We start from the raw sequence: 22,625 nt of genomic DNA, 5'->3' as shown, positions 1-22,625 counted from the left end.
TGTCGCTCCAGCGCCAGCCTACGGGGGCAAAGTCAGCGCGTCAGCAGCGTATTCAGCCGCGCCAGGTCCTCCGCCTGCAGCGTCCCGTTCGCCTGCCGCAAGCGCAGGTGCCCCAGCAGCACGTTGTAGCGCGCCTGCGCCAGGTCGCGCTTGGTCTGGAACAGCTGGCTCTGTGCGTTCAGCACGTCGATGTTGATGCGCACGCCGACCTGGTAGCCCAGGCGGTTGGCATCCAGCGCGCTCTGGCTCGAGGCCTCGGCGGACTCCAGCGCGCGCACCTGGTTCTCCCCCGACAGCACGCCGAAGAAGGCCGTGCGCACGGCCTGCGCCACCTGGCGGCGCGTGGCCTCCAGGTCGGAGCGGGCCTTGTCCTCCAGCGCCAGGGTTTCGCGGATGCGGTTCTCCACCGCGAAGCCCGTGAATAGCGGCCACTGGAAGGCCACGCCCACGTTGGCGTTGTTGTTGCGCGAGGTCTGCGCCAGCGTCGCACTGCCGCCGGCATTGCGCGTGATGCCGTAGCTGCTGGTGAGGTCCACGGTGGGCTTCTTGCCCGCCTTGGCCTTCTCGGTCTCGAGTTCGGCGATCTCCACGCCCTTGCGCGCCTGCAGGATCGCGGGGCTGGCCTGCTCCGAAGCCGCGACCCAGGCTTCCGCGTTGGGCGGCTGCGGCGGCGGCACCGCCAGCGGCGTGGCCAGCGGGCTCGGCTCCACGTCGTTGCGGCCCACCAGGGTGTCCAGCGCGATCCTCTTCACGCGCAGGTCGTTCTCGGCGGCGATCTCCTGCGCCAGCACCAGGTCGTAGCGGGCCTGCGCCTCGCGCGTGTCGGTGATCGTGGAGGTGCCGACCTCGAAGTTGCGCTTGGCCGAGGCGAGCTGTTCGGCCGTGGCGGCCTTCTGCGCCCGCACGAAGGCCAGCGTGTCCTGCGCCGCCAGCACGTCGAAGTACGCCTGGCTCACGCGGATCATCAGGTCCTGGCTGGCGGCGGTGAGCTGGTATTCGGCCAGCTCGATCTGCCGCTCGCCCTGGCGGTAGGTGGCGAGGTTGGCCGGGCGATAGAGCGGCTGCGAGGCGCTCAGCGTCGCCTGCTGCGTCGTGAAGCCGCGGTCCACCGCGGGGTTCACGGGCGCGCCGCTCACGTTGGTTTCCAGCAGGCTGCGGGTGACGCCGGCCGAGAGCGCGGCCTGCGGCAGGATGCCGGCGCGGGCCTGCGCGCCGCGCGCCACGTTGGCGTCGTACTGCGCCTTGGCCGACTGCCAGCTGGCGTCGTAGGCGCGCGCGGCGTCGTACAGCTCCAGCAGTCCCTCCGCCCGCGCGGGGCCCGCCAGCGCGAGCCCCATGGCCACCAACAGGGGCAGCAGCTTCATGATCTCCGTCCTTATTCCAGGTCTTGCTCTTGGACTTGTAGCGCCTTGTAACACAGCTCAGTAGAGCGGCACCGAAGGATCGCGGTCGCGCGCCCACGCCTCGATGCCGCCCGCGATATTCACCACATCGCTGTAGCCCTGGTGCGCCAGGAACATCGCCACGCGCTGGCTGCGCGCGCCGTGGTGGCACAGGCAGGCGATGGGGCGGTCCGTCGGCAGTTCGGCGAGCCGCCCGGGGATCTCGTTCATGGGAATGGCGAGCAGGTCGAAGTCCTGCGGGGCCACGCTGGCCGTGCGCAGCTCCCATGGCTCCCGCACGTCGAGGACGAGGGGCCGCGCGCTCTGCGAGCGCATCCAGTCGTCCCAGTCGCCGGGGCGGACCTGCTCGATCATCGGCGTCAGAAGTGGAAGCGCGAGGCTTCGGGGAAGTTGGCCAGGCGCGGGGCGACGTAGTCCCACGGCTGCTTCGTTTCCCACTCGGCTTCGCCGGTGCGCCGGATGATGGTGGTGCGCATCATGGGCGCATCGCCGACGATGCCAGCCAGCCGGCCGCCCACCTTCAGCTGCTGCAGCAGCACCTGCGGCACCTCGTGCACCGACCCGGACAGCACGATCGCGTCGAACGGGCCTTCGGCGGCGAGGCCGCGCGCGCCGTCGGCCTCACGCACTTCGACGTTGCGGATGCCGGCCTTCTGCAGGTTCTCGCGCGCCAGGCGGGCGAGTTCCGGGTGCAGTTCCAGCGTGATCACGCGCTGGGCCCGGCTGGCCAGCAGGGCGGCCATGTAGCCCGAGCCGGTGCCGATTTCCAGCACCTTCTCGTGGCCCTTGGGCGCCACGTCCTGCAGCAGGCGCGCTTCCACCTTGGGCGGCAGCATGCTGTAGCCCTTGCGCATGGCCTCCTCGGTGTCCGGCAGCAGCGGGATCTCCATGTCGACGAAGGCCAGCGCCTTGTGCGCGAGGGGCACGAAATCCTCGCGCCGCACCTCGTGCAGCAGGCCCAGGACGTCGACGTCCAGCACGTCCCAGGGGCGGATCTGCTGCTCGATCATGTTGAAGCGGGCTTGTTCGATGTCGGCGGGCGCGGTCATGGCGGGTTTCCTCTTCCTCTCGTCTGGCGGTCAGGACAAATCGCTGATTTTAGAAGCCGGCACGGCGGCCGCCCGCCCACCCCCGGCGGAACGGCGGCGGGAGCGGCGCAACCATTGAGCCAGGTCATCCAGATAGCAATAGACGACGGGCACGACCACCAGCGTCAGCAGCGAGGAGGTGATCACCCCGCCGATCACGGCCTGGCCCATGGGCGCGCGCTGCTCGGAGCCTTCGGTGAGGGCGAAGGCGAGCGGCACCATGCCGAACACCATGGCCAGCGTCGTCATCAGGATCGGGCGCAGCCGCACGCGCGCGGCCTGCAGCAGCGCCTCGCTGCGCGGCATGCCCTGGTCCCGCAGGCGGATCGCGAAGTCCACCAGCAGGATCGCGTTCTTGGTGACCAGGCCCATCAGCATCACGATGCCGATCACCGAGAAGATCGACAGCGTGGAGCCGAAGGTCATGAGCGCCAGCACCACGCCGATCAGCGTGAGGGGCAGCGAGGTCATGAGCGCCAGCGGCTGCAGGAAGCTGCGGAACTGGCTGGCCAGGATCATGTAGATGAAGATCACCGCCATCGCCAGCGCGGACACCGCGTAGCCGAAGGACTCCTTCATGTTCTTGGTGGAGCCGCCGAACTGCCAGCGGTAGCCGGGGGGCAGGGCGATCTGGTCCAGGCGCTTGCGGATGTCCTCGGAGATGTCGCCGGCGGCGCGGCCGTAGGCGTTGCCGTTGACGGCCACCTCGCGCATCAGGTCGCGCCGGTTGATCTGGTTGGGGCCGGTGCCCTCGCGCACGGTGGCCACCTGGTTCAGCCGCACGATGCGGGCGCTGCCGTCCGCGTTGGTGCCGGTGGCGAAGGGCAGGCGCTCCAGGTCCTGCGGCGCCGTGCGGGCGTCGGGCGCGAGCCGCACGTTCACGTCGTAGGTCTGGTCGTCGGGGGCGCGCCAGTTGCCCACCGTCTGGCCGGCGACCAGCGTGCGCAGCGAGCCGGCGATCTGGGCGATCGACAGCCCGAGGTCCGAGGCCGCATCGCGCTTGACGTCGATGGCGATCGTCGGCTTGTCCGGCTTGACGCTGGAGTCGAGGTCCACCAGGCCGGGCACGTCGCGGATGCGTTGCGTGACGAGGCGCGACAGCCGCTCCAGCTCCTGCAGGTCCGGCCCCATCAGCGAGAACTCGATCTGCTTGTTGCCGCCCACCGCGTCGAGCAGGCCCGCGTGCGTGACCGTGATGCCGGGCACCTGCTTGAGGCGCTCGCGCAGCACGTTGGCCATCTGGTCGACGCTGCGGCTGCGGTCCTTGCGGTCCACCATGCGCACGTACACCGAGGCGTAGATCTTGCCGGCGTTGGCCGTGTTGATCGTCGACAGCGTGTAGCGCACCTCCGGGAACTCGCGGATGATGCTCTCCACCTGCCGTGTCTTGGCCTCGGTGAGTTCCAGCGAGGAGCCCACGGGCGTGTAGAAGTTCAGGCTCGTCTCCGAGAAATCGGCCTTGGGCACGAACTCGGTGCCGAGCAGCGGCACCATGAAGACGCTGGCGACGAAGACGGCCAGGCCGCCCAGCACGGTGACCAGCTTGTGCGCCAGCGCCCAGCGCAGGATCGCCTGGTAGGTGTCCGCGAGCCGCTCGGTGGCCGTGTCGAACAGGCCCGTCACGCGGCCGATCGTGCGCTCGTAGAAGGTCCTGGGCGCCCTGTGCCGGGCATGCGCCGCAATTTCCGGGTCGTGCCACACCGAGGAGAGCATCGGGTCGAGCGTGAAGCTCACGAACATCGAGATCAGCACCGCCGCCACGATGGTCACGCCGAACTCGTGGAAGAACTTGCCGATGATGCCGCCCATGAAGCCGATCGGCAGGAACACCGCCACGATCGAGAAGGTGGTCGCCAGCACCGCCAGGCCGATCTCCTGCGTGCCGTCCATCGCGGCCTGGTAGGAGCCCTTGCCCATCTGCACGTGGCGCACGATGTTCTCGCGCACCACGATCGCATCGTCGATCAGCAGGCCGACGCACAGCGACAGGGCCATCAGCGTGACCATGTTGATGGAGAAGCCGAAGGCGTACATGAACAGGAAGGTGCCGATCAGCGCGATCGGCAGCGTCAGCCCTGTGATGACCGTGGAGCGCCACGAGTTCAGGAACAGGAACACGATCAGCACGGTGAGCAACGCGCCTTCGATCAGCGTCTGGCGCACGTTCTGCACCGAGACACGGATCGGCCGGGATGCGTCGGTGACCGATTCGAGCTTGACGCCCGCCGGCAGCTGCGCGCGCATCTCCGCCAGCGTCGCCTGCAGGCCGTCGATCACCGCGATGGTGTTCTCGTCCTGCGCCTTCTGCACCTGCAGCACCAGCGTGCGCTGGCCGTTGTAGAGGGCCAGGCTCTCGATCTCCTGGCCGGCGTCGGCGATGCGCGCCACCTGGTCGACGCGCACCGGCGCGCCGCCGCGGCGGGCGATGATGATCTTGCCGAATTCCTCGGGGCGCTGCACGCGGGCGTCGATCTGCACCACGCGTTCCTGCGCCAGCGAGCGGATCGCGCCCACCGGCAGGTCCTGGTTCTCGTTGCGCACGGCCGCGGCGACCTGGTCGGCGGTGATGCCCAGCGCCTCCATGGCCGCGGGCTGCAGGTAGATGTTGATCTCGCGCTTGGTGCCGCCGACGAGGGCGACCGAGCCCACGCCCCGCACGTTCTCCAGCCGCTTCTTGAGCACCTGGTCGGCCCAGTTGGTGAGTTCCACCGCCGTCATGGGCTTGCCGCGGCTCGCGTCGGGCAGCACCGCGAGCGACCAGATCGGGCGGCTGGACGGGTCGAAGCGCAGCACGCGCGGCTCCTTCACCTCGGTGCGGAAGGTCGGGCGGATCGCGGCGATCTTCTCGCGCACGTCCTCCGCCGCCTTGCGGCCGTCGACATAGAGCTGGAACTCGATGATGACCACCGACTGGCCTTCGAGGCTGCGCGAGGTGAGGGCGTTGATGCCGGCGATGGAATTCACCGCCTCCTCGATCTTCTTGCTGACCTCGCTCTCGACCACCTCGGGCGAGGCGCCGGGGTATTCGGCCGTGACCACCACCACCGGGAAGTCGATGTTGGGGAACTGGTCGACATGCAGCCGCTGGTACGAGAACACGCCCAGCACCACGATGGCGAGCATCACCATCGTGGCGAACACGGGGTTCTTCAGGCTGACGCGGGTGAACCACATAAGGGGTTACGGGCTCGTCGCCTTGCTCCCTCCCCCTCTGGGGGAGGGTTGGGGTGGGGGCGCTCCGGAGCCCGAGGGCGAATCCGGCGTGAACCGCACCTTCGTCCCCTCCTGCAACGCCCCCACATGCCCCCGGATCACCACGGCCGCGGGCTGCACCCCCGTCACCGCGACCCAGGTCTCCTTGTTCGCCTCGCCGCGCGCGCCCGGCTCCACGGCCTTGTGCGCCACCTTGCCACCTTCCACCACCTGCACGTAGGGCGAAGGCTTGTCCGTGCGCACCGCCTCCAGCGGCACCGCCAGCGCCAACGCGTGGCCGAGCGCCAGCGTGCCCTGCGCGAACAGGCCCTGCCGCAGCCCGGTGGTGTCCGCCAGGGCAAGGTAGGCCAGCACGCTGCGGCTGCCCGCCTGCGCGCTCGGGTTGATGCGCGCCACCCGCGCGGCGATCGCCCGCGGGCTGCCTTCCACCTGCACCAGCGCTTCCTGGCCCACGCGCACGTCCACGGAGTCGGCGGCCCCCAGCGTCGCCTCCAGCTCCAGCCGGCCCAGGTCCACGATCTCGATCACGCGCGTGTCGACGGAGACGCGTTCGCCGGGCTGCGCCAGGCGCTGCGCCACCACGCCGCCGATGGGCGCGCGCAGCACGGTGTCTTCCAGCGCCTTGCGGGCCACGTCCACCGCGGCCAGCGCCGCCTTGTGGTTGGCCTGCGCCGCGTTCAGGTTGTTCAGCGAGGTGTCGAGGGCGGACTTCGAGATGAAGCCCTGGTCCACCAGCGCCTTGTTGTTGCTCCATTGCCGCTCGGCGATCTCGATCTGCGCCCGCGCCGCATCGGCCTGCTCCTGCGCCTGCTTGACGCGGGCCTGCGCCTCGACCGGATCGACCTTCGCCACCACTTGGCCGGCGCGTACGGTGTCGCCCTCGCGCACGGTGAGGCCCTGCAGCTCGCCCGGCGTGCGGGCTTTCACGAAGGCGGAATTCACGGCCTTGAGCGATCCCGACACGGGCAGGCCGCGCTGCAGCTCGCGCGTCTCGGCCCGCACCACGTCGGTGGCCGCGAGTTCGACCACCGGCTCGACGCGCTGCGCCACCGCCGCCGACTGCGCGACCTGCTGCACGCGGCGCGCGGACAGCACGCGCCAGGCGCCGATCGCGACCACGGCCACCAGGAAGGCGACCAGGAACCAGCGCCAGCGTTTCATGGCCGCCCCCCGGGCGCGACGCGCACGCACAGGCCCTGCAGCAGGTTGTCCAGCTGCGTGTCGATGTAGCGCAGCGGATCGAGTGGATATTCCTGCGGCGCGCAGGCTCCCAGGGAATGTTTCATCATGATCAGGAACACCATCGGCGCGACGATGCTGAAGACGGTGTATTCGACGTCCAGGCTGCGGAATTCGCCGCGGTCCACGCCGCGTTGCAGGATGCGCCGGATCAGCACGTTGGCTGGCCGGACCACCTCCTGCTGGTAGAAGGCGGCGATGTCGGGGAAGTTACGCGCCTCGCTGATGATCAGCTTGGTGATGCCCGAGGCCGGCGTGGCGCCGATGCGCTCCCACCAGACCCGCATGCAGTAGCGCACCATGTCGCAGGTGGAGCCCTCGAAGGCCTCGAACTCCTCTTCCCATTCGGCGAAGCGACCGGAGATGTTCTCGCGCACGACGGCCTTGAACAGCTCCTCCTTGCTCGGGAAATAGAGGAAGAGGGTGCCTTTGGAGACGCCGGCACGGGCGGCCACCTCCTCGGCGCGGGTGGCGGCGAAGCCCTTCTCGACGAACAGGTGCAGCGCGGCGTCCAGCAGTTCGCCGGGACGGGCCTCCTTGCGGCGGCCGCGGCGCGGCGTGCGCTCTTCTTCGGGAACGAGTTCGGACAGGGGCACGGACAAGATCGCGCTCCGGGTGGCGGCGAAGGATGGAAGTTAATGACTGACCGGTTAGTAATGTAGCCGCGGCGGGCCGCTCCGGTCAAGGTAGCCCATCCGTGAGCGGGTCCGGCCGACGGCCGGCATCAATGCGTGGCGCGCGCCACGACGCCGCCCAGCCACTCCCGGATCACGTGCCGGCAGGCCGCCAGCCCCGGCGTCGAGGGCAGCCATTCCAGGACGGCGTTGTGCTGCGGCCGCGGGAAGTCGGTGGGCGCGGGCACCACGTCGAAGCCGGCGCGGCGGAACGCGGCCGCGGCGCGCGGCATGTGGATCGCATCGGTCACCAGGGCGATGCGGCGCACGCCGTCGCGGCCGGCGAGCTGCGCCATCCGCACGGCGTTCTCCTCGGTGTCGCGCGAGCGGTCGTCGAGCCAGCGCACCGCCAGGCCGTAGTCCTCCTGCAGCATGCGGCGGCTGACCGTGCCTTCGGACTCCGCGCCGGCCACGCCGCCCCAGCCCGCCCCGCCCGCGAAGGCCAGGGGCTTGCCGGTCTGGCGGGCCAGGCGCGCCGCGTAGCGCAGGCGCACCAGGGCCGGTTCGCTCGGCTGCGGGCTGCCGTACTCGGGCGGATCGGGCCACACGCCGGCGCCGAGTACCACGATGGCCTGCACGTCGCGCAGGTCGGCGGTGCGGGCGGCGGTGACGGGAGGCAGCAGTTCGCGCGCGAGCAGGCGCGCCACCGCGTGGCTGCCCAGGGCGAGCGACAGGACGATGCAGACGGCCGCGAGCGCCAGGCCTGCCGTGCGCCGGCGCGTGGCAAGCAGCAGCCCGAGCAGCGCCAGCAGCAGCGGGCCGGTCGGCGGCAGCACCAGCGCGGTGAGGATCGGCTTGAGTTCACCGGGCTGCAAGCGAGGCCCCTGCGTCAGCGTTGTCGTGCATGGGGCGCGATGGTAAGGCAGGCGCGCGGGCACTACAGTTGGCGCTTCAGGAGAACAAGGCATGGCTGAAACGCAGACGATCGTATTGGGCGGAGGCTGCTTCTGGTGCACCGAAGCGGTCTACAAGGAAGTGCGCGGCATCCTCGACGTGGAATCCGGCTACAGCAACGGGCACGTGGAGCGCCCCGGCTACGAGGAGGTCTGCACCGGCACCACCGGCCACGCCGAAGTCGTGAAGCTCACCTTCGACCCGGCCCAGATCAGCCTGCGGCAGGTCCTGGAGATCTTCTTCGTGGTGCACGACCCCACGCAGCTGAATCGCCAGGGCAACGACGTCGGCACGCAATACCGCAGCGGGATCTACACCACGACGCCGGAGCAAAAGCAGTTCGCCGACGACATGATCCGCTCCATGAGCCAGGAAAAGCTGTTCGGCAAGCCCATCGCCACCGAGGTCGCGCCGCTGGCGAACTACTGGCCGGCCGAGCCCTACCACCAGGACTTCTTCGAACGCAATCCGCACCAGGGCTACTGCATGGCGGTGGCCGCGCCCAAGGTGGCGAAGTTCCGCAAGACCTTCACCGAGCTGGCGCGGCGGTGATCCTCACGCGCTCGCTCGCGTACCGCTACCCGCAGGGGCCGGCGCTCGCCTTCCCCGACGTGGACGTGGCGCAGGGCGGCACCCTGCTGCTGCAGGGCCGCTCCGGGGCGGGCAAGTCGACCTGGCTGTCGCTGGTCGCGGGCCTGCTCACGCCCGCGGCGGGAAGCGTGACCGTGGCGGGGCAGGACGTGGGTGCGCTGCGCCGCGGCGAGCGCGATCGCTGGCGGGGCCGCACCATCGGCTTCCTGCCGCAGCGGCTGCACCTGAGCGACGCGCTGTCTGTGGAGCGCAACCTGGCGCTCGCCTTCTTCGCCGCCGGCCTGCCCGAGGATCGCGCTGGCGTGCGCGCCGCGCTCGCGGCGCTGGAGGTCGATGGATTGGCGCAGCGCCGCCCCGGCGAACTCTCGGGCGGCCAGGCCCAGCGCGTGGCGCTGGCGCGCGCCGTGCTTCTGCACCCGCGCGTGCTGCTGGCCGACGAGCCGACGGCCAGCCTCGACGACGAAGCCGCGGCGGCGGCGGTCGGCCTGCTGCGCGCGACCGCCGGGCGCTGCGGCGCCACGCTGGTGCTGGCCACGCACGATGCGCGCGTGCGCGCCGCGCTGCCCAGCGCGCAGGTGCTGCGGCTCGAGCCCGCGCAGGCCCTCGCATGAAGCTGCTGGCGTTGGCCTTCCGTTATCTCTGGGCGCGGCCGCTGGCGACCGTGCTGAACCTGTTGCTGCTCACGCTGGGGCTCGCGTCGATCACCTTCGTCGTGCTCGCCAGCGAGCAGGTGCAGCGTTCCTTCCAGCGCGACCTGGCCGGCATCGACCTGGTGGTGGGCGCCAAGGGCAGCCCCCTGCAGCTGATCCTGGCGGGCGTGTTCCACATCGACGTGCCGCCCGGCAACGTGAAGCTGGCCGACGTGCAGGCGCTCGCGGCCAAACCGCAGATCGCGCAGGTGATCCCCATCAGCCTCGGCGACAGCTACCGCGGTTTTCGCATCGTCGGCACCACGCCGCAGTACCTGGCGCATTACCGCGTGCCGGTGGCGCAGGGGCGCTTGTGGTCGGCGGCGATGGAGACGGTGCTCGGCGCCCAGGTGGCGCAGGCGCTGGGCCTGAAGCCGGGCGAGCGCTTCGTCGGCGGCCACGGGCTGGGCGGCGGCGGGGCTGCGCATGCCGCGATGCCGTACACGGTGACGGGCGTGCTGGCGCCGTGCGGCTGCGTGCTGGACCGGCTGATCCTCACGCCCACCGAATCGGTCTGGCACGTGCACGAGAAGGGGCACATGGGCGGCAAGGCCGACGACGCCGCGGACCACGAGGACGAGGAGCGCGAGATCACGCTCGCCCTGGTGCGCTACCGCACGCCGCTGGCGGCCGTGAGCTTCCCGCGCTACGTGAACAGCGAAACGGCCATGCAGGCGGCGGCACCCGCGATCGAGGTCACGCGCCTGCTGCGCCTGCTGGGCGTGGGCAGCGAGGTGCTGCAGGGCGTGGGCGCCGTGCTGCTGCTGACGGCGGCGCTGTCGGTGTTCATCGCGCTGTGGACGGCGGTGCGCGAGCGCCGCGCCGACCTGGCCATGCTGCGCATGCTGGGCGCTTCGCCGGGGCGCGTCGCCGCGCTGCTGCTGGCCGAGGGCCTGTGGCTGGCGATCCTGGCTTCGGTGCTCGGGCTGGCGCTGGGGCACCTGCTGGCCGGCGCCGTCGGCTCGGTGCTGGCAGCGCAGCAGTCGCTGCCGATCACCGGCGCCGTGTGGCTGCCGCAGGAGGCGTGGATCCCGGCGGCGGCGCTGCTGACGGCGGGCGCGGCCGCGCTGATCCCGGCCATCAGCGCCTACCGGGTCGACGTCGCGCAACTCCTGCAGCGCGCCTGAGCCGGTTTGGGCAGAATACGGCCTCCACCGAGGAGCACGCCATGCAGAAGATCGCAACTTTGGTCCTGGCCACCTCCCTTGTCGCCGGCGCGGCCTGGGCGCAGTCGCCCGCGGGCATCCCGCAGGGCACGGGGGCCGGCGTGCACAGTCCGCTGAGTCCCTTCCCGCCGCTGCAGGAGCGCAACGACGTGGTGCCCTGGTCGCTGCTCACGTCGGTCAGCACGAAGAACGAGAAGAACCGGCTGCTGCCGGTGTTCACGAAGGAGCACCTGGCGCTGACGCAGAAGCCGCAGCGCATCCAGGGCTTCATGATGCCGCTGGAGCCCGGCGACAAGCAGACGCACTTCCTCCTCAGCTCCGTCCCCCTCACCTGCCAGTTCTGCCTGCCGGGCGGCCCGGAGAGCATGGTGGAAGTGAAGGCGAAGACGCCGGTGCGCTACACGATGGAACCGGTGACGGTGGAAGGCAAGTTCGTCACGCTGAGCGATGACGAGTACGGGCTGTATTACCGCGTGACGGAGGCCGTCGCGGTGAAGTAGGCAGGGGAACAGCCAACTTCCGGACGCAGAGGACGCGAAGGGTACGCAGAGGACGCAAAAAAGACAAAGAAGACTTTAGAAGGTTTTCTTTTGCGTCCTCTGCGTACCCTTTGCGTCCTCTGCGTCCGGAAGTCCGCATTCAAGGCGCCAGACGCTCCCGCACCCAGGCGCCGTTGTCGAGACGGTACCGCAGCCGGTCGTGCAGGCGGCTCTTGCGGCCTTGCCAGAACTGCCATTCATCCGGCACCAGGCGATAGCCGCCCCAGTGCGGCGGACGCGGCGGGTTCAGCATGAATTGCGCGCTGTATTTCGCCGCGTTCGCCACCAGCATGCCGCGGCCCGGGATCACCTGGCTTTGCGGGCTGGCCCAGGCGCCGATGCGCGAATCGAGCGGGCGGCTCGCGTAGTAGGCGTCGCTTTCCTGGGCACTCGTCTTCTCCACGCGTCCTTCGATGCGCACCACGCGTTCCAGCTCCACCCAGTGGAACTGCAGCGCCGCATACGGATTGCCCGCCAGCTCCACGCCCTTGCGGCTCTCGTAGTTGGTGTACCAGACGATGCCGCGCGCGTCGTACCCCTTGACCAGCACGATGCGCGTGCTGGGACGCAGGTCGCCAGCCACGGTGGCGAGCGTCATCGCGTTCGGCTCGGGGATCTGCCCCGCGATCGCCTCGGCCAGCCACTGGTCGAACTGCTGCAGCGGGTCCGCATGCGAAGCATCCTCGCTCAGCTCGGCGCGCTCGTAGCTCTTGCGCAGGTCGGCGATGTGTTCGGACGGGCTGGTCATGCGGGGATTGTCGCATTCGGTGCTAACTTCGCTCCCCATGGCAAGCCCCTTCGTCCTCGTGCTCGCGTCCGGCCGCGGCGAACGCTTCCTCGCCTCCGGCGGCCAGGGCTCCAAGCTGCAGGCGCTGCTGGCCGGCCAGCCGGTGATCGAGCACACGCTGGCCGCGGTGCGCGCGAGCGGCCTGCCGTTCCACGTCGAGGACGCGGGCCATCCCGGCATGGGCGATTCGATCGCGGCGGGCGTGCGCGCCACCGCCGATGCCGGCGGCTGGCTGGTGCTGCCCGCGGACCTGCCGCTGGTGCGCGCCGAGTCGCTGCGCGCGGTGGCGCAGGCGCTGCAACGCGCGTCCATCGTGCTGCCCGTGCATGAAGGCACGCGCGGCCATCCGGTCGGCTTCGGCGCGCAGCACGGTCCCGCGCTGATGGCCCTGAAGGGCGCCGAAGGCGCGGCGGCGATCGTGCGCGCCGGGCAGCCGCTGAAGCTGGAACTCGCCGACGAGGGCATCGTCACCGACATCGACACGCTCGAAGACCTCGCGCGCGCGCAGCGCCTGTTCGACCGGCGCCTGCGGGGCCAGGCGGATTCCCGCGCCTGACATGGATCTCGCCCGAGGCCTGGGCGCTGCGCGCCGCGGGGGGCACGGAAGTCCGCTCAGGGGAGGAGTCCGTCCCTCGTGCCGAGGCAGGAATCCGGAAGATGGCCGCTTCCACTGCCGACGTCGTGGCGCCGCCGGCGGGCGAGCCCGGGGCGCCGCGACGTAGGTACGGCTACGGTACGGCGCTGCCTCAGGCGCTGTTCCGGTCCCGCAACTCCCGCAGTTGCCCGGGCGAGCGGATGACGACGTGCCGCCTGTCCACATGGATGACGCCGTGTTGCTGCAGCGTCGAGAACATGCGGCTGACGGTTTCCATGCTCAGGCCCAGGTAGCTGCCGATGTCGCAGCGGGTCATGCGCAGGTGGAAATCCAGCGGCGAGAAGCCGCGCACGGCCATGCGGTCGGAAAGTTCGAGCAGGAAGGTCGCGAGGCGGGCGAACGCCCCCATGCTGCCGAGCAGCAGCATCTGGGCGTGCTCGCGGACGATCTCCCGGCTCATGTGGCAGTACAGCACCTCGTGCCAGGGCTTGCTGGGCACCGCCGCGTCGCACAGGCTCGTGACCGGCACCTCGAAGACGACGCTGTCCTCCAGCGCGGTGGCGGTGCTGGCATGGATGCCGCCTCCCAGGCCGTCCAGCCCCATCAGGTCGCCAGTGAAGCAGAACTGGCTGACCTGCTCGCGGCCGTCCGGAAGCACGATCACCGTCTTGAAGCTGCCGGCATGCACGGAGTGCAGATGGTCGAACGCCTGGCCCTGCACGAAGACCCTGCGACCGGCGTGCAACCGGCGCGGCGCGAACCCCTGGCCGTCGACCTCCGGCAAGCGTGCGTCGCCGGCGTCCGCCGGCCGGTGGGCGTCGTAACGAAGAAGATGCAGCGGCGGCGGCTGCGCGGCGTCGTTGCCGGCGCCGGGGCCATCGCGCCTCCTGCTCCGCAACGACGGGAGCGGGTCCGCTCTCGACAGGGAATCGCCGGGCGCAGGGTCGACGAGGCGGGGCAGCATCATGGGTCCTTTGGCCAAAGGTGGCGAAAGGATGAATCCGGGGCTTGCGCGGGTCTGTGCGCTGTCGTACATAGGAGCCCGGCCTCGGGCCGCTAGCGTCGGGCGTAGAAGCTGCGCTTGGCCACCTCGGCTGCGGCCACGTACGCCAGCGTCAGTGCGACCATCGCCAGCACCATGGACGCGGGCAGCGGCACGAAGCCGAAGACGGACACGAACGGCAGGTACGGCAGCGCCAGGGTCAGCGCGATCACGCCCGCGGTGCTCGCGAGCAGCAGGTGCCCCGGCGGGCTGCGCCAGAAGGGGCCCCGCGTGCGCACGACCAGCGCGATCACCAGTTCCGTCAGCAGGGATTCGATGAACCAGCCGGTGCGGAATTCCTCCGCGCCGGCATGGAACACCCAGAGCAGGGCGCCGAAGGTGAGGAAATCGAACACCGAGCTCACGAGGCCGAACAGCACCATGTAGTCCCGGATGAACGCGGTGTCCCAGCGGCGCGGCCTGGCCACCCACTCGGCATCGACGTTGTCGCTGGCGATCGCCGCCGCCGGGATGTCCGACAGGAAGTTGTTCAGCAGGATCTGCGAGGCCAGCAAGGGCAGGAAGGGCAGCAGCACGGAGGCCACCGCCATGCTGAACATGTTGCCGAAGTTGGCGCTGATGGTGGTCAGGATGTACTTGAGCGTGTTGGCGAAGATCACGCGGCCTTCGTCGATGCCGGCCCGCAGGATGGTCAGGTCCTTGCGCAGCAGCACGAAGTCCGCGGCATCCTTGGCCACGTCCACCGCGGTGTCGACCGAGATGCCGACGTCCGCGCTGTGCAGGGCGGGCGCATCGTTGATGCCGTCCCCCATGTAGCCGACCACGTGGCCGGACTTGCGCAGCGCCAGGATGATGCGCTCCTTCTGGTTGGGGTCGACCTCGGCGAACACCGTGGCCTGCTGCGCGGAGTGCAGCAGGGCCTCGTCGCTCATAGCGGCCAGGCCGGCGCCGGTCAGCGTCACTTCCACCGGCAGGCCGATCGCCTGCGCGATGTGGCGGGCCACCTTGTGGTTGTCGCCGGTGATCATCTTCAGCCGCACGCCGCGCTGCGCCAGGTCGAGGAGCGTCTGGCGCGCGTCGTCCTTGGGCGGATCCAGGAACAGCAGGAAGCCCTCGAAGCACATGCCTGCTTCGTCGGCGCGCGAATACGAACCGGCGCGCTCGTCCACCTCGCGCGAGGCGACCCCGAGCACGCGGAATCCCTGGGTGCTCCAGCCGTCGTAGCGCGCCTCGATCGCCGCCCGCGCCGCCGCATCGAGCGGCACCGCGGCAACGCCGTCGCGCACCCGGTCGCACAGGGCGAGCACGTTGGCCAGCGCGCCCTTCGTCACCAGGCGGCGCGCGGCGCCGGCGTCCCCCGCCACGACGGAGAGCGACTTGCGCACGAAGTCGTAGGGAATCTCGTCGATCTTGCGAACCCCGGCCAGGTCCACGCCCGCCCGGTCCCCGGCCGCGCCCACGGCCTCGTCCAGCGGGTTCGCCATGCCGGTCTGGAAGCGCGCGTTGATGCAGGCGAGCCGCAGCACCCCGGGGCTGGGCTGGCCGGCCACGTCGACGGCGCCATCGAGCTGCACGACGCCGGCCGTGAGGGTGCCGGTCTTGTCGGTGCACAGGACGTCCATGCTGCCCAGGTTCTCGATGGAATTCAGCCGCCGCACGATGACGCCCAGCCGCGCCATCCGCTTCGCGCCGTGCGACAGCGTGACGCTGACGATGGCGGGCAGCAGTTCGGGCGCGAGTCCGACCGCCAGCGCCAGCGCGAACAGCAGCGAGGCGACCGGCGGCTTGGCCAGGAAGATGTTGATGGCGAGGACGACCACCACCATCGCCAGCATGATGCGCGTGAGCAGGTAGCCGAAGCGCTGGATGCCGCGTTCGAACTCGGTCAGCGCCGGACGCAGCGCGAGCCGGCCCGCGATCTGCCCGAAGACGGTGTCCCTGCCCGTCGCCGCGACCAGCACCCGCGCCGTGCCGCTGCGCACGCTGGTGCCCATGAAGACGCAGTTGCTGCGCGCCGCCAGCACCGCCGCGGGGGCCACGGTGCCGGGCATCTTCTCCACCGGAAAGGTCTCGCCGGTGAGCACGGCCTGGCTGACGAAGAAATCGTTGGCTTCCAGCACGCGGGCGTCGGCCGGGATCAGGCTGCCGGCGGCCAGCCGCACCACGTCGCCGGGGACGACCTGCGACGACGGCAGTGTGCGTTCCACCCCGTCGCGCAGCACGATCGACTGGATGGTCACCTGCGAACGCAGTCGTTCGATCGCCTGGCTGGCGATGAACTCCTGCAGGAAGCCGAGGATCGTGCTGCCGAAGACGACCGCGAGCACGACGACGGCATCGACCCATTCGGTGGCCACCAGCGACACGCCCGAGGCGACGATCAGGATCAGGATCAGCGGGCTCTCGAACTGCCTGGCGTACAGGCCCAGCGCACCGGCCTTCCTGGCACTCTCGAGGGAGTTGGGCCCGTGCTGCGCCAGGCGCGCGCGGGCCTCGGCGCCGGTGAGGCCGGTGGGCGCGGCGCGCAAGCGCTCCATCAGCCGCCCGGGCGGCTGGCTCCAGTAGTCTGGCGGCGACGGAGCAGTCCGCATCAGTTGCGCGACCTGCGGGGCACTCAGACGCCCCAGACGATGTCGGCTCCCTCCTTCGCGCAGCGCACCAGCATGTCGATGAAGGGCATGGCGCGCTGCCGCAACGGGACTTCGTCGAGCGCGGGGGGCAGTGCGCCCTGGCCCTTCGCTGCGTCGATCAGCGCGCCGTGCTCCGCTTCCTGCCTGCCGATGGCCTCCTCCAGGGCCTGCACCGCCGCGGCCATCTGCCCGGGCAGGATGATGCCCCTGGGCCCGGCATCCTTGCCGATGATTTCCAGCAATCGCCGGCCATCGGCATCCAGCATGATCAGGTCACCGGTGGCCTTGGACTTGAACTTGTAGGTCATGGTGCGGTACGGCCTCGGTTCGTTGGCGGGCGCGGCGAGCGGGCGTCGCGGGCCGCTAGAGGGATCGGCCTTGCAGCAGGCGCACGGCGATCACGACGAGGGCGATCACCAGCAGCGCGTGGATCAGGCCGCCCATGGTGTACGAGGTCACCAGGCCCAGGAGCCAGAGGACGACCAGGACGACGGCAATCGTGAAGAGCATGATTTTCTCCTTGCGCGGGCGCGGGCTCAGGGCCGCACGAGGATTTCGTTGCGGACCGACTTCACGCCGCTGACTTCACGGGCGATCCTCTCCGCGGTGGACTTTTCCGTCGCGTTCTTCGCGAAGCCGGACAACAGGACGGTGCCATTGAGGGTTTCGACCTTGATGCTGGTCGCCGCCACGTCCGGGTTCTCGACGAAGCGGCCCTTGATGCGCGTGGTGATGGTGGCATCGTCGACGTAGCCGCCCGCGGTTTCCTGGCCGCGCGTGACGGCGCAGCCGCCGGCAGCGAGCAGGACGGCAGCGGCGAGGGCGGTGAGGGTGGAACGCATGAACATGGTGGATCTCCTTTCAGGGTTCGGAGGGGGCGGGTGCTGCACCGCGCCTGCAATCTAGGCCGCGGCCGCTTCCTGCGAGGGGCCCGCGCGGGCTTGCGCGCATCGCAGTTGATGCTCCGCAAATGCGTGGGGTGCGAGGCGACGGATGGCCGGCATGGGCGCTAGGCTGCAAGCCCGTCGTCGTCGATCCAGGCGCGCAGCAGCGTATACGCCACGGCGAGCACGACGGGCCCGACGAACACACCCACCAGTCCGAACGCCAGCAGCCCGCCGACGACGCCGGCGAAGATCAGCAGCAGCGGCAGGTCGGCGCCACGCTTGATGAGAAGGGGCCGCAGGACGTTGTCCATGGTCACGACGATCATGGACCAGACGAGCAGGAAGGTGCCCCAGCCCGTCTCGCCGCTCCAATAGAGCCAGATCACCGCGGGGATCAGCACCGGCGACGGGCCGAGCTGCGCGATGCACAGGAAGGCGACCACCGCCGTGAGCAGGCCGGCGAACTTGACGCCGGCCACGCCGAGCCCGATGCCGGCGAGCGCGGCCTGCACGATCGCCGTGACGACCACGCCGAGCGCGACGCCGCGGATCGCCTGGCCGGCCAGCCGCACGGCGTTCTCGCCGCGGTCCCCGGCCAGGCGGCGGCCGAAGCGCAGGACCACCCGCGCGGCCGCTTCGCCGCCCGCGTACATCAACGCCGTGAGCACGAGCGTCAGCAGGAACTGCATGAACAGGATCCCCACGTTGCCGGCCTCCGCGACCAGCCATTGCGCCAGCCTTCCGCCATAAGGCATGACCCGCGCCAGCAGTCCCTCGACCCCCGACGCCGCGGCCTGTTCCCAGACCGGCACGACTTTCGGCCCGATGAAGGGCAGGTGGGCGATCCAGGCCGGTGGCGTCGGCATGCGGAAGCTGGCCATGGATTTCGCCCACGCGACGATCTCGTCCGCGTTCAGGACGACCGTGCCGATCGCGAGCGCCAGCGGCACCGCGAACACCAGCAGCAGCACCCCGGTCATGGCCACGATGGCAAGCCACCGGCGCCGCCACAAGCGGGCCTGGAACCACAGCAGCACGGGCCACGTGGCGACGACGATCATCGTCGCCCAGATCGCCGCGGCAAGGAACGGCCGCAGGATCCAGAGCGAGGCGACGATCAACCCGCCCAGGAAGATCGCGCCCAGCAGCGTGCGGGTCAGCTCGCGTTGACGTTCCGCCATGGGTGACCCGCAAGCCGCTGCGTTGGCGTGACCGGCATTCCCCGCGATCCCACGGCGGCGAGCCCCGACAGCAGCAGGGCGGGAAGTCGCGAGAACCTGGCAACGGCGGCCCCCACGCCGGACACGGCCAGCAGGCGCCACGGGCGGGTCACGGCGATCAGCGCGCCGCTGGCGGCGGCCACGGCCAGGAAGGGCCACGGCCAGCGGCTGGCGCAGGCCGACACGAAGGGCGTGGCCAGCTGCAGGCCCAGGTGCACCGGGTGGTAGCGCCACCAGGTGCTCCCGGCGGCCCTCAGGCGCGCGAACCAGCCGCCTGCCTCGCCGCGTTGCGGCCGTTGCGTGGCCTGCGCCATCTGTTCGCTGATGGCCTGGCGGCTGCGCGCGAGCCTGGAGACGGCCTTGCTCACGTCCGCGCCCCTGCTGCATGGAGTGCGCGCGCGTCGGCGTCGAACTGCGCCTTCAGCTCGCCGAAGATCTCCGCCGGCAGCCGCTGCCGCGCCACGACCCAGGCCAAGACGGACACCAGCAACGCACTCCCCGGCACCGCGACGAGCACCGGATGGAATGCGCCCTGCGTGACGCCGAGCATCACCGCCACGCCGGCGGTGGTCAGCCCCACGAGCAGGCCGACGGCCGCCAGCACGCCGGCGATGGCACGCCTGGCCAGCTGCGTGCCCAGCGCCGAGGCCTCTTCCCGCACCAGCTCCGCGTAGCCGGCGACATGCTCCACGACCAGGTCCGGCCGTGCCACCAGCACCGAAAGGATCGGGTGAGCCATGCCGCGCCCCCTGCGCAAGGGCCTCAGTCCGCGTCGCGCCGGTTGCGGAAGATCGCCAGCACGAGCGCGGTCGCGGCGGCCCCGATGGCGGCGGCGATCAGGGCCGACTTCATCGGCTCCCTGGCCACGTGGCGGCGGGTCGCCCTTGCATAGTTCCCCAGCTGCCTCTGCGCCGCGGCCGTCGCGTCGCTCACGGTCTCGACGCCGGTGCGGGCGAGATCGGCAGCGTCGTCGCGCAGTTCGCGGGCGGTCTCGCCGATCCTGCCGGCCGCGTCGGTGGCGAAGTGCCTGGCTTCGTCGGCGGCATCGGAGACGCGGGCGCCGACGGAAGTGCGGGTGGTGTTCATCATGAGGGTTCCTCTTCGGTGTAAAGCTCGGGAAGGTCGGCCGCGAACGGCGTCGCCATGGGTGCGGCGACGTGGGCGGGCGCCGGTGCGCCAGCGCGCGCAGGTGCAGCCGCGCCGCCGAAGTAGTAGACGACCCCCAGGCTCAGGAGGTCCACGTGCCCGCGGTTGCCCACGCTGTCGTTCACGCGCATGCGCTCGCCCTCGAGCCGCAGTTCCCAGGCATCGGTGAGCCGCCAGGCGACGCCGATGCCATACCTGGCCCCGAAGTGGCGCGCGCTGGTGCTGCTGGCGGCGTAGGGCATCGTCACCGCGCCGGTGGCGCTGAAGGTGCCTGTGCTGCGGACGGAGGCGCCCCCGATGCGCCCGAGCAGCGAGACGCGCTCGGTGATCGGCAGCGTGCCGACGATGTCGAGGTTGAGGCCCTTGAACCGCACATCCCCGACCAGCGTTCCGGCCGGCGTGGTGGTGGCGGTGTAGCCCATTTCGCCCATGTCCAGCCAGCCCGCCTCGATGCCGAAATTGCGGTTCACCTGGTAGCCGCCGAACAGCCGGTAGCCGGTGTCGCGGTCGCGGTGGGAGATGCTGTTGGTGGCCAGCCCCTGGCCGGCCAGGCCGCTGGTGATGCGCGTGTCGTCGATGGTGGCGGCGGAGCGCCCGAGGCTGGCCCCGCCGTACCAGCGGGCGCCCTGCGCCATGCTGGCGGGCGCGGCCAGGGCGGCGGCCACCATGCAGCCGAGTGCCACGGTGTGTCTGGAAGTGATCCTCATGATTCGTCCTTCGTGAAGGGAGGGCGGCGCATCACGGTGCCGGCACGTTGATGACGGTGTTGACCAGCGTGACGGACGGGCCCAGCGACAGCAGCCGCCCGTCGATCGTCGTCACCGCGAGGGCGCCGGCCGTGGAAACGGCTTGGCCCGCCTGCGAAATGATGGTCCCGACCATCGTCCCGCCGCCGCCGGCGTTGATCGTGGCGGCCGAACCCACCTGCCAGAACACGTTCTTCGCCTGCGCGCCGTTGGTGAGGATCACGCTGCTCGGGAAGGCCGCGCCGGGGCCGCCGACCGTCAGCGAGGTCGCCATCTGGAACACCCAGGTCGCGTTCGCGTTGCCTTGCGCATCGAGCGTCAGGTCGCCGCCCTGGATGCGGAAGGTGCCCGCGGCCGCCGTGTACACGCCGGGCGCCAGGGTGCGGTTGGCCAGGTTGCCGGCGCCGGGGTCGGGGCCGCCGGGCAGCGCGGCCAGCTGGCCGTACGCGATCAGCGCATCCGCGCGCGCCTGCGTGGCGACGGCCAGCGTGACCGCCGTGCCCTCGCTCGGGCACCCCGGGGTCGGCGGCGGCGGCGCGGTGAAGATCTGCCCGTTGACGGCGCCGATGTTCAGCGGCGTTTCGGTATAGGTGCAGCCCGGGCCGGCATCGTGGAAGCCGGTGACGGTGGTGGACACCCCGGTGGTCCCGATGTCGCCGTTGACGATGGTCAGGATGCCCTGGTTGGTCGTGCCGGCCGAGCCGCCGAACACGCCGAAGGGGGCGGCCGCGCCCAGCGGGAACGGCACCGGCGGCGGAACCACGGCGCAGGACACGACCGTGAAGCCCCAGACGAAGTCGCTGACCAGCGTGTTGCCCGGCACGGCGAGGTCCTTGACGCCGGCGGCTCCGCCACGCACGCGCGCGATGTACGCGCCGAGCGGCAGCGGTGCGAGCGGGGTGAAGGTGGCGATGCGTCCGGTGGCGGCGTCCAGCGCCACCGAGGCCGGCACGATGACGGCGCCCGCGGGCCCGGTCACCGCGAAGTTGGCCGCGCTGATGCTGGCGGGATCCATGCGCAGGCCGGAGGGCACGGTGAACGTCGCGTTCACGGCGGCATCCGGGCACACGTTGCCGGCGTTGGCGGCGGGGTTGGTGCTGGCGACCGACACGCGGGCGGCTGGCACGGCCGCCGCGGTGCGGAAGGTCCACACGTAGTTGCTGGCCGCGGGGAGGGCGGCCTGGTTGCCCGCCAGTGCATTGCCGGCCAGGTCCGTGGCCGCCGTGGTGACGGTCGCGGTGTAGGTCGTTCCCGCCGCGAGCGGCGCGGTCGGCGTGAAGACGGCGGTGCGGTTGGCGACCACGTAGCTCACCGCGCCCGCGGGCGCGGTACACGGCGCCGCGCAGGTGAGCGTGAAGCTCGCCGCCGAGATGCTGGTGGGCGCCATGTCCTCGGTGAACGCGGCCGTCACCGCGGTGTTCGCGGGGACGCCGGCCGTCGGGCCGGGCACGGTGGTCGCCGGCACCGTCAGCGTGACGCGCGGTCGGGTGGTGTCGGTTGCCACGCCGGTGGTGAAGCGCCACACGAAAGGCGCCGTCATCGCCAGTCCGGTGACGCTGCTGCGCGCGCCTGTGACCGTGGCGGTGTACTGCGTCAGGGGCGCGAGCGAAGCGCCCGCGGGCAGCGCGAACGTGGCGACGCGGCTGGCCGCATCCAGGCTCGCGGTGCCTGCGGGGCTGGTGCAGGGCGCCGCGCAGGTGACGACGAAAGTGGCAGTGCCGCCCAGGGCTGACATCCGCTCGCTGAAGTCCGCGCTGATCACGGCATTGTTGAGCGCGACGCCGGTCGCGCCGTTGAGCGGCGCGACCGCGGTGACCGTGGGTGGCGCGGGTGGCGCGGGCGGAGGCCCGTCGAAGCCGAGGATGGGGTCGCGGCCGCCGCCGCCGCAGCCCGCGATCAGCACGGCCAGCAGCAGGGTTGCCAGCCGTGGTCGGACGAGTTTCGATGCAGTCTTCATGTTGAGCCTCCACATGGAGCGCAGGATGAAGACTGCGCGGCGATCGGTCTGTACGCCAAGGTACATAGCGCGCTGGTCGAGCAGCATCGGTACGCTGTCGCACGCAAAGCTTGATGGCAGTCAACTCCGGGCGCGGGGTGCCACCTATAAGGGAATGG

Annotated in this window: 24 protein-coding genes; 5 read left to right on the top strand and 19 right to left on the bottom strand. The window is 70.9% G+C overall.

The features are described 5' to 3' along the window. Window positions 1–32: 32 nt before the first annotated feature. The 7 genes from WG923_RS09985 to WG923_RS09955 all read right to left on the bottom strand — a co-directional run bounded on the left by WG923_RS09985 (window position 33) and on the right by WG923_RS09955 (window position 8,432). On the bottom strand, window positions 33–1,364 hold the full coding sequence (locus WG923_RS09985) for a TolC family outer membrane protein (RefSeq protein WP_340350802.1): 1,332 nt from the start codon (window positions 1,362–1,364) through the stop codon (window positions 33–35). Between the two features lie 57 nt (window positions 1,365–1,421). Further along, window positions 1,422–1,757, bottom strand: coding sequence for a rhodanese-like domain-containing protein (locus tag WG923_RS09980; RefSeq protein ID WP_340350801.1), 336 nt, complete (start codon window positions 1,755–1,757; stop codon window positions 1,422–1,424). A 5-nt stretch (window positions 1,758–1,762) separates the two neighbouring features. Then, window positions 1,763–2,452: a protein-L-isoaspartate O-methyltransferase family protein gene (locus WG923_RS09975; RefSeq protein ID WP_340350800.1), complete on the bottom strand. Its 690-nt coding sequence runs from the start codon at window positions 2,450–2,452 to the stop codon at window positions 1,763–1,765. Between the two features lie 30 nt (window positions 2,453–2,482). After that, on the bottom strand, window positions 2,483–5,665 hold the full coding sequence (locus tag WG923_RS09970) for an efflux RND transporter permease subunit (RefSeq protein ID WP_340350799.1): 3,183 nt from the start codon (window positions 5,663–5,665) through the stop codon (window positions 2,483–2,485). Window positions 5,666–5,671: 6 nt separating this feature from the next. Next, window positions 5,672–6,865: an efflux RND transporter periplasmic adaptor subunit gene (locus WG923_RS09965; protein WP_340350798.1), complete on the bottom strand. Its 1,194-nt coding sequence runs from the start codon at window positions 6,863–6,865 to the stop codon at window positions 5,672–5,674. Next, window positions 6,862–7,545, bottom strand: coding sequence for a TetR/AcrR family transcriptional regulator (locus WG923_RS09960; protein WP_340350797.1), 684 nt, complete (start codon window positions 7,543–7,545; stop codon window positions 6,862–6,864). The genes WG923_RS09965 and WG923_RS09960 overlap by 4 nt, the downstream gene beginning before the upstream one ends. Window positions 7,546–7,667: 122 nt before the next feature. Further along, window positions 7,668–8,432, bottom strand: a complete 765-nt coding sequence (locus WG923_RS09955) for a YdcF family protein (RefSeq protein WP_340350796.1) — start codon at window positions 8,430–8,432, stop codon at window positions 7,668–7,670. 91 nt (window positions 8,433–8,523) lie between these two features. Here WG923_RS09955 and msrA point away from each other — a divergent pair, with 91 nt between their 5' ends. Genes msrA through WG923_RS09935 form a run of 4 tightly spaced genes read left to right on the top strand, consistent with a single transcriptional unit; the run spans window position 8,524 to window position 11,457 of the window. After that, entirely contained in the window at window positions 8,524–9,063 is a 540-nt protein-coding gene (gene msrA / locus WG923_RS09950; protein WP_340350795.1) for a peptide-methionine (S)-S-oxide reductase MsrA, read from the top strand. After that, window positions 9,060–9,713: an ABC transporter ATP-binding protein gene (locus WG923_RS09945; protein WP_340350794.1), complete on the top strand. Its 654-nt coding sequence runs from the start codon at window positions 9,060–9,062 to the stop codon at window positions 9,711–9,713. Before msrA ends, WG923_RS09945 begins: the two co-directional genes overlap by 4 nt. Then, window positions 9,710–10,918, top strand: a complete 1,209-nt coding sequence (locus WG923_RS09940; RefSeq protein WP_340350793.1) for an ABC transporter permease — start codon at window positions 9,710–9,712, stop codon at window positions 10,916–10,918. The genes WG923_RS09945 and WG923_RS09940 overlap by 4 nt, the downstream gene beginning before the upstream one ends. Window positions 10,919–10,959: 41 nt before the next feature. Next, the gene (locus WG923_RS09935; RefSeq protein WP_340350792.1) at window positions 10,960–11,457 is read left to right on the top strand and encodes a DUF3299 domain-containing protein; all 498 of its coding nucleotides are present in this window, start codon (window positions 10,960–10,962) and stop codon (window positions 11,455–11,457) included. Between the two features lie 139 nt (window positions 11,458–11,596). Here WG923_RS09935 and pdxH read toward each other — a convergent pair whose 3' ends face one another. After that, window positions 11,597–12,244, bottom strand: coding sequence for a pyridoxamine 5'-phosphate oxidase (pdxH, locus tag WG923_RS09930; protein WP_340350791.1), 648 nt, complete (start codon window positions 12,242–12,244; stop codon window positions 11,597–11,599). 37 nt (window positions 12,245–12,281) lie between these two features. Here pdxH and WG923_RS09925 point away from each other — a divergent pair, with 37 nt between their 5' ends. Then, on the top strand, window positions 12,282–12,839 hold the full coding sequence (locus WG923_RS09925) for a nucleotidyltransferase family protein (protein WP_340350790.1): 558 nt from the start codon (window positions 12,282–12,284) through the stop codon (window positions 12,837–12,839). A gap of 190 nt (window positions 12,840–13,029) precedes the next feature. Here WG923_RS09925 and WG923_RS09920 read toward each other — a convergent pair whose 3' ends face one another. The 11 genes from WG923_RS09920 to WG923_RS09870 form a co-directional block, all read right to left on the bottom strand. Continuing rightward, a complete protein-coding gene (locus WG923_RS09920) occupies window positions 13,030–13,845 on the bottom strand; it encodes a helix-turn-helix domain-containing protein (RefSeq protein WP_340350789.1) in 816 nt (271 codons plus the stop codon). An 89-nt stretch (window positions 13,846–13,934) separates the two neighbouring features. Then, window positions 13,935–16,472, bottom strand: a complete 2,538-nt coding sequence (gene mgtA / locus WG923_RS09915; RefSeq protein WP_340350788.1) for a magnesium-translocating P-type ATPase — start codon at window positions 16,470–16,472, stop codon at window positions 13,935–13,937. Between the two features lie 23 nt (window positions 16,473–16,495). Continuing rightward, window positions 16,496–16,819: a DUF1840 domain-containing protein gene (locus tag WG923_RS09910; RefSeq protein ID WP_340350787.1), complete on the bottom strand. Its 324-nt coding sequence runs from the start codon at window positions 16,817–16,819 to the stop codon at window positions 16,496–16,498. Between the two features lie 55 nt (window positions 16,820–16,874). Further along, the gene (locus WG923_RS09905; RefSeq protein WP_340350786.1) at window positions 16,875–17,021 is read right to left on the bottom strand and encodes a lmo0937 family membrane protein; all 147 of its coding nucleotides are present in this window, start codon (window positions 17,019–17,021) and stop codon (window positions 16,875–16,877) included. A gap of 26 nt (window positions 17,022–17,047) precedes the next feature. Next, window positions 17,048–17,359, bottom strand: coding sequence for a BON domain-containing protein (locus WG923_RS09900; protein ID WP_340350785.1), 312 nt, complete (start codon window positions 17,357–17,359; stop codon window positions 17,048–17,050). 161 nt (window positions 17,360–17,520) lie between these two features. Then, entirely contained in the window at window positions 17,521–18,579 is a 1,059-nt protein-coding gene (ydiK, locus tag WG923_RS09895) for an AI-2E family transporter YdiK (protein WP_340350784.1), read from the bottom strand. After that, on the bottom strand, window positions 18,555–18,986 hold the full coding sequence (locus tag WG923_RS09890; RefSeq protein ID WP_340350783.1) for a hypothetical protein: 432 nt from the start codon (window positions 18,984–18,986) through the stop codon (window positions 18,555–18,557). Before WG923_RS09890 ends, ydiK begins: the two co-directional genes overlap by 25 nt. Then, window positions 18,983–19,357, bottom strand: a complete 375-nt coding sequence (locus tag WG923_RS09885; RefSeq protein ID WP_340350782.1) for a hypothetical protein — start codon at window positions 19,355–19,357, stop codon at window positions 18,983–18,985. Before WG923_RS09885 ends, WG923_RS09890 begins: the two co-directional genes overlap by 4 nt. A gap of 23 nt (window positions 19,358–19,380) precedes the next feature. After that, the gene (locus WG923_RS09880; protein WP_340350781.1) at window positions 19,381–19,707 is read right to left on the bottom strand and encodes a hypothetical protein; all 327 of its coding nucleotides are present in this window, start codon (window positions 19,705–19,707) and stop codon (window positions 19,381–19,383) included. After that, window positions 19,704–20,471 carry an outer membrane beta-barrel protein gene (locus WG923_RS09875; RefSeq protein ID WP_340350780.1) on the bottom strand — a complete coding sequence of 256 codons (768 nt, stop codon included), beginning with the start codon at window positions 20,469–20,471 and terminating at the stop codon, window positions 19,704–19,706. The genes WG923_RS09880 and WG923_RS09875 overlap by 4 nt, the downstream gene beginning before the upstream one ends. Window positions 20,472–20,502: 31 nt before the next feature. After that, on the bottom strand, window positions 20,503–22,467 hold the full coding sequence (locus WG923_RS09870) for an ice-binding family protein (RefSeq protein ID WP_340350779.1): 1,965 nt from the start codon (window positions 22,465–22,467) through the stop codon (window positions 20,503–20,505). Between the last annotated feature and the right edge of the window lie 158 nt (window positions 22,468–22,625).

The organism is Ramlibacter sp. AN1133 (assembly GCF_037890035.1).
Lineage (GTDB): Bacteria > Pseudomonadota > Gammaproteobacteria > Burkholderiales > Burkholderiaceae_C > Ramlibacter.
The sequence above is the reverse complement of the archived record's forward strand: the minus strand, read 5'-3'. Positions and strand labels throughout refer to the sequence as shown.

What these genes read in the sequence shown, in the direction of transcription:
- WG923_RS09905 (WP_340350786.1), bottom strand. Translation starts at nt 17,021, where the DNA reads ATGCTCTTCACGATTGCCGTCGTCCTGGTCGTCCTCTGGCTCCTGGGC.
- WG923_RS09885 (WP_340350782.1), bottom strand. Translation starts at nt 19,357, where the DNA reads ATGGCTCACCCGATCCTTTCGGTGCTGGTGGCACGGCCGGACCTGGTC.
- mgtA (WP_340350788.1), bottom strand. Translation starts at nt 16,472, where the DNA reads ATGCGGACTGCTCCGTCGCCGCCAGACTACTGGAGCCAGCCGCCCGGG.
- WG923_RS09985 (WP_340350802.1), bottom strand. Translation starts at nt 1,364, where the DNA reads ATGAAGCTGCTGCCCCTGTTGGTGGCCATGGGGCTCGCGCTGGCGGGC.
- WG923_RS09900 (WP_340350785.1), bottom strand. Translation starts at nt 17,359, where the DNA reads ATGTTCATGCGTTCCACCCTCACCGCCCTCGCCGCTGCCGTCCTGCTC.
- WG923_RS09875 (WP_340350780.1), bottom strand. Translation starts at nt 20,471, where the DNA reads ATGAGGATCACTTCCAGACACACCGTGGCACTCGGCTGCATGGTGGCC.
- WG923_RS09970 (WP_340350799.1), bottom strand. Translation starts at nt 5,665, where the DNA reads ATGTGGTTCACCCGCGTCAGCCTGAAGAACCCCGTGTTCGCCACGATG.
- WG923_RS09920 (WP_340350789.1), bottom strand. Translation starts at nt 13,845, where the DNA reads ATGATGCTGCCCCGCCTCGTCGACCCTGCGCCCGGCGATTCCCTGTCG.
- ydiK (WP_340350784.1), bottom strand. Translation starts at nt 18,579, where the DNA reads ATGGCGGAACGTCAACGCGAGCTGACCCGCACGCTGCTGGGCGCGATC.
- WG923_RS09910 (WP_340350787.1), bottom strand. Translation starts at nt 16,819, where the DNA reads ATGACCTACAAGTTCAAGTCCAAGGCCACCGGTGACCTGATCATGCTG.
- pdxH (WP_340350791.1), bottom strand. Translation starts at nt 12,244, where the DNA reads ATGACCAGCCCGTCCGAACACATCGCCGACCTGCGCAAGAGCTACGAG.
- WG923_RS09980 (WP_340350801.1), bottom strand. Translation starts at nt 1,757, where the DNA reads ATGATCGAGCAGGTCCGCCCCGGCGACTGGGACGACTGGATGCGCTCG.
- WG923_RS09940 (WP_340350793.1), top strand. Translation starts at nt 9,710, where the DNA reads ATGAAGCTGCTGGCGTTGGCCTTCCGTTATCTCTGGGCGCGGCCGCTG.
- WG923_RS09880 (WP_340350781.1), bottom strand. Translation starts at nt 19,707, where the DNA reads ATGATGAACACCACCCGCACTTCCGTCGGCGCCCGCGTCTCCGATGCC.
- WG923_RS09870 (WP_340350779.1), bottom strand. Translation starts at nt 22,467, where the DNA reads ATGAAGACTGCATCGAAACTCGTCCGACCACGGCTGGCAACCCTGCTG.
- msrA (WP_340350795.1), top strand. Translation starts at nt 8,524, where the DNA reads ATGGCTGAAACGCAGACGATCGTATTGGGCGGAGGCTGCTTCTGGTGC.
- WG923_RS09975 (WP_340350800.1), bottom strand. Translation starts at nt 2,452, where the DNA reads ATGACCGCGCCCGCCGACATCGAACAAGCCCGCTTCAACATGATCGAG.
- WG923_RS09925 (WP_340350790.1), top strand. Translation starts at nt 12,282, where the DNA reads ATGGCAAGCCCCTTCGTCCTCGTGCTCGCGTCCGGCCGCGGCGAACGC.
- WG923_RS09965 (WP_340350798.1), bottom strand. Translation starts at nt 6,865, where the DNA reads ATGAAACGCTGGCGCTGGTTCCTGGTCGCCTTCCTGGTGGCCGTGGTC.
- WG923_RS09935 (WP_340350792.1), top strand. Translation starts at nt 10,960, where the DNA reads ATGCAGAAGATCGCAACTTTGGTCCTGGCCACCTCCCTTGTCGCCGGC.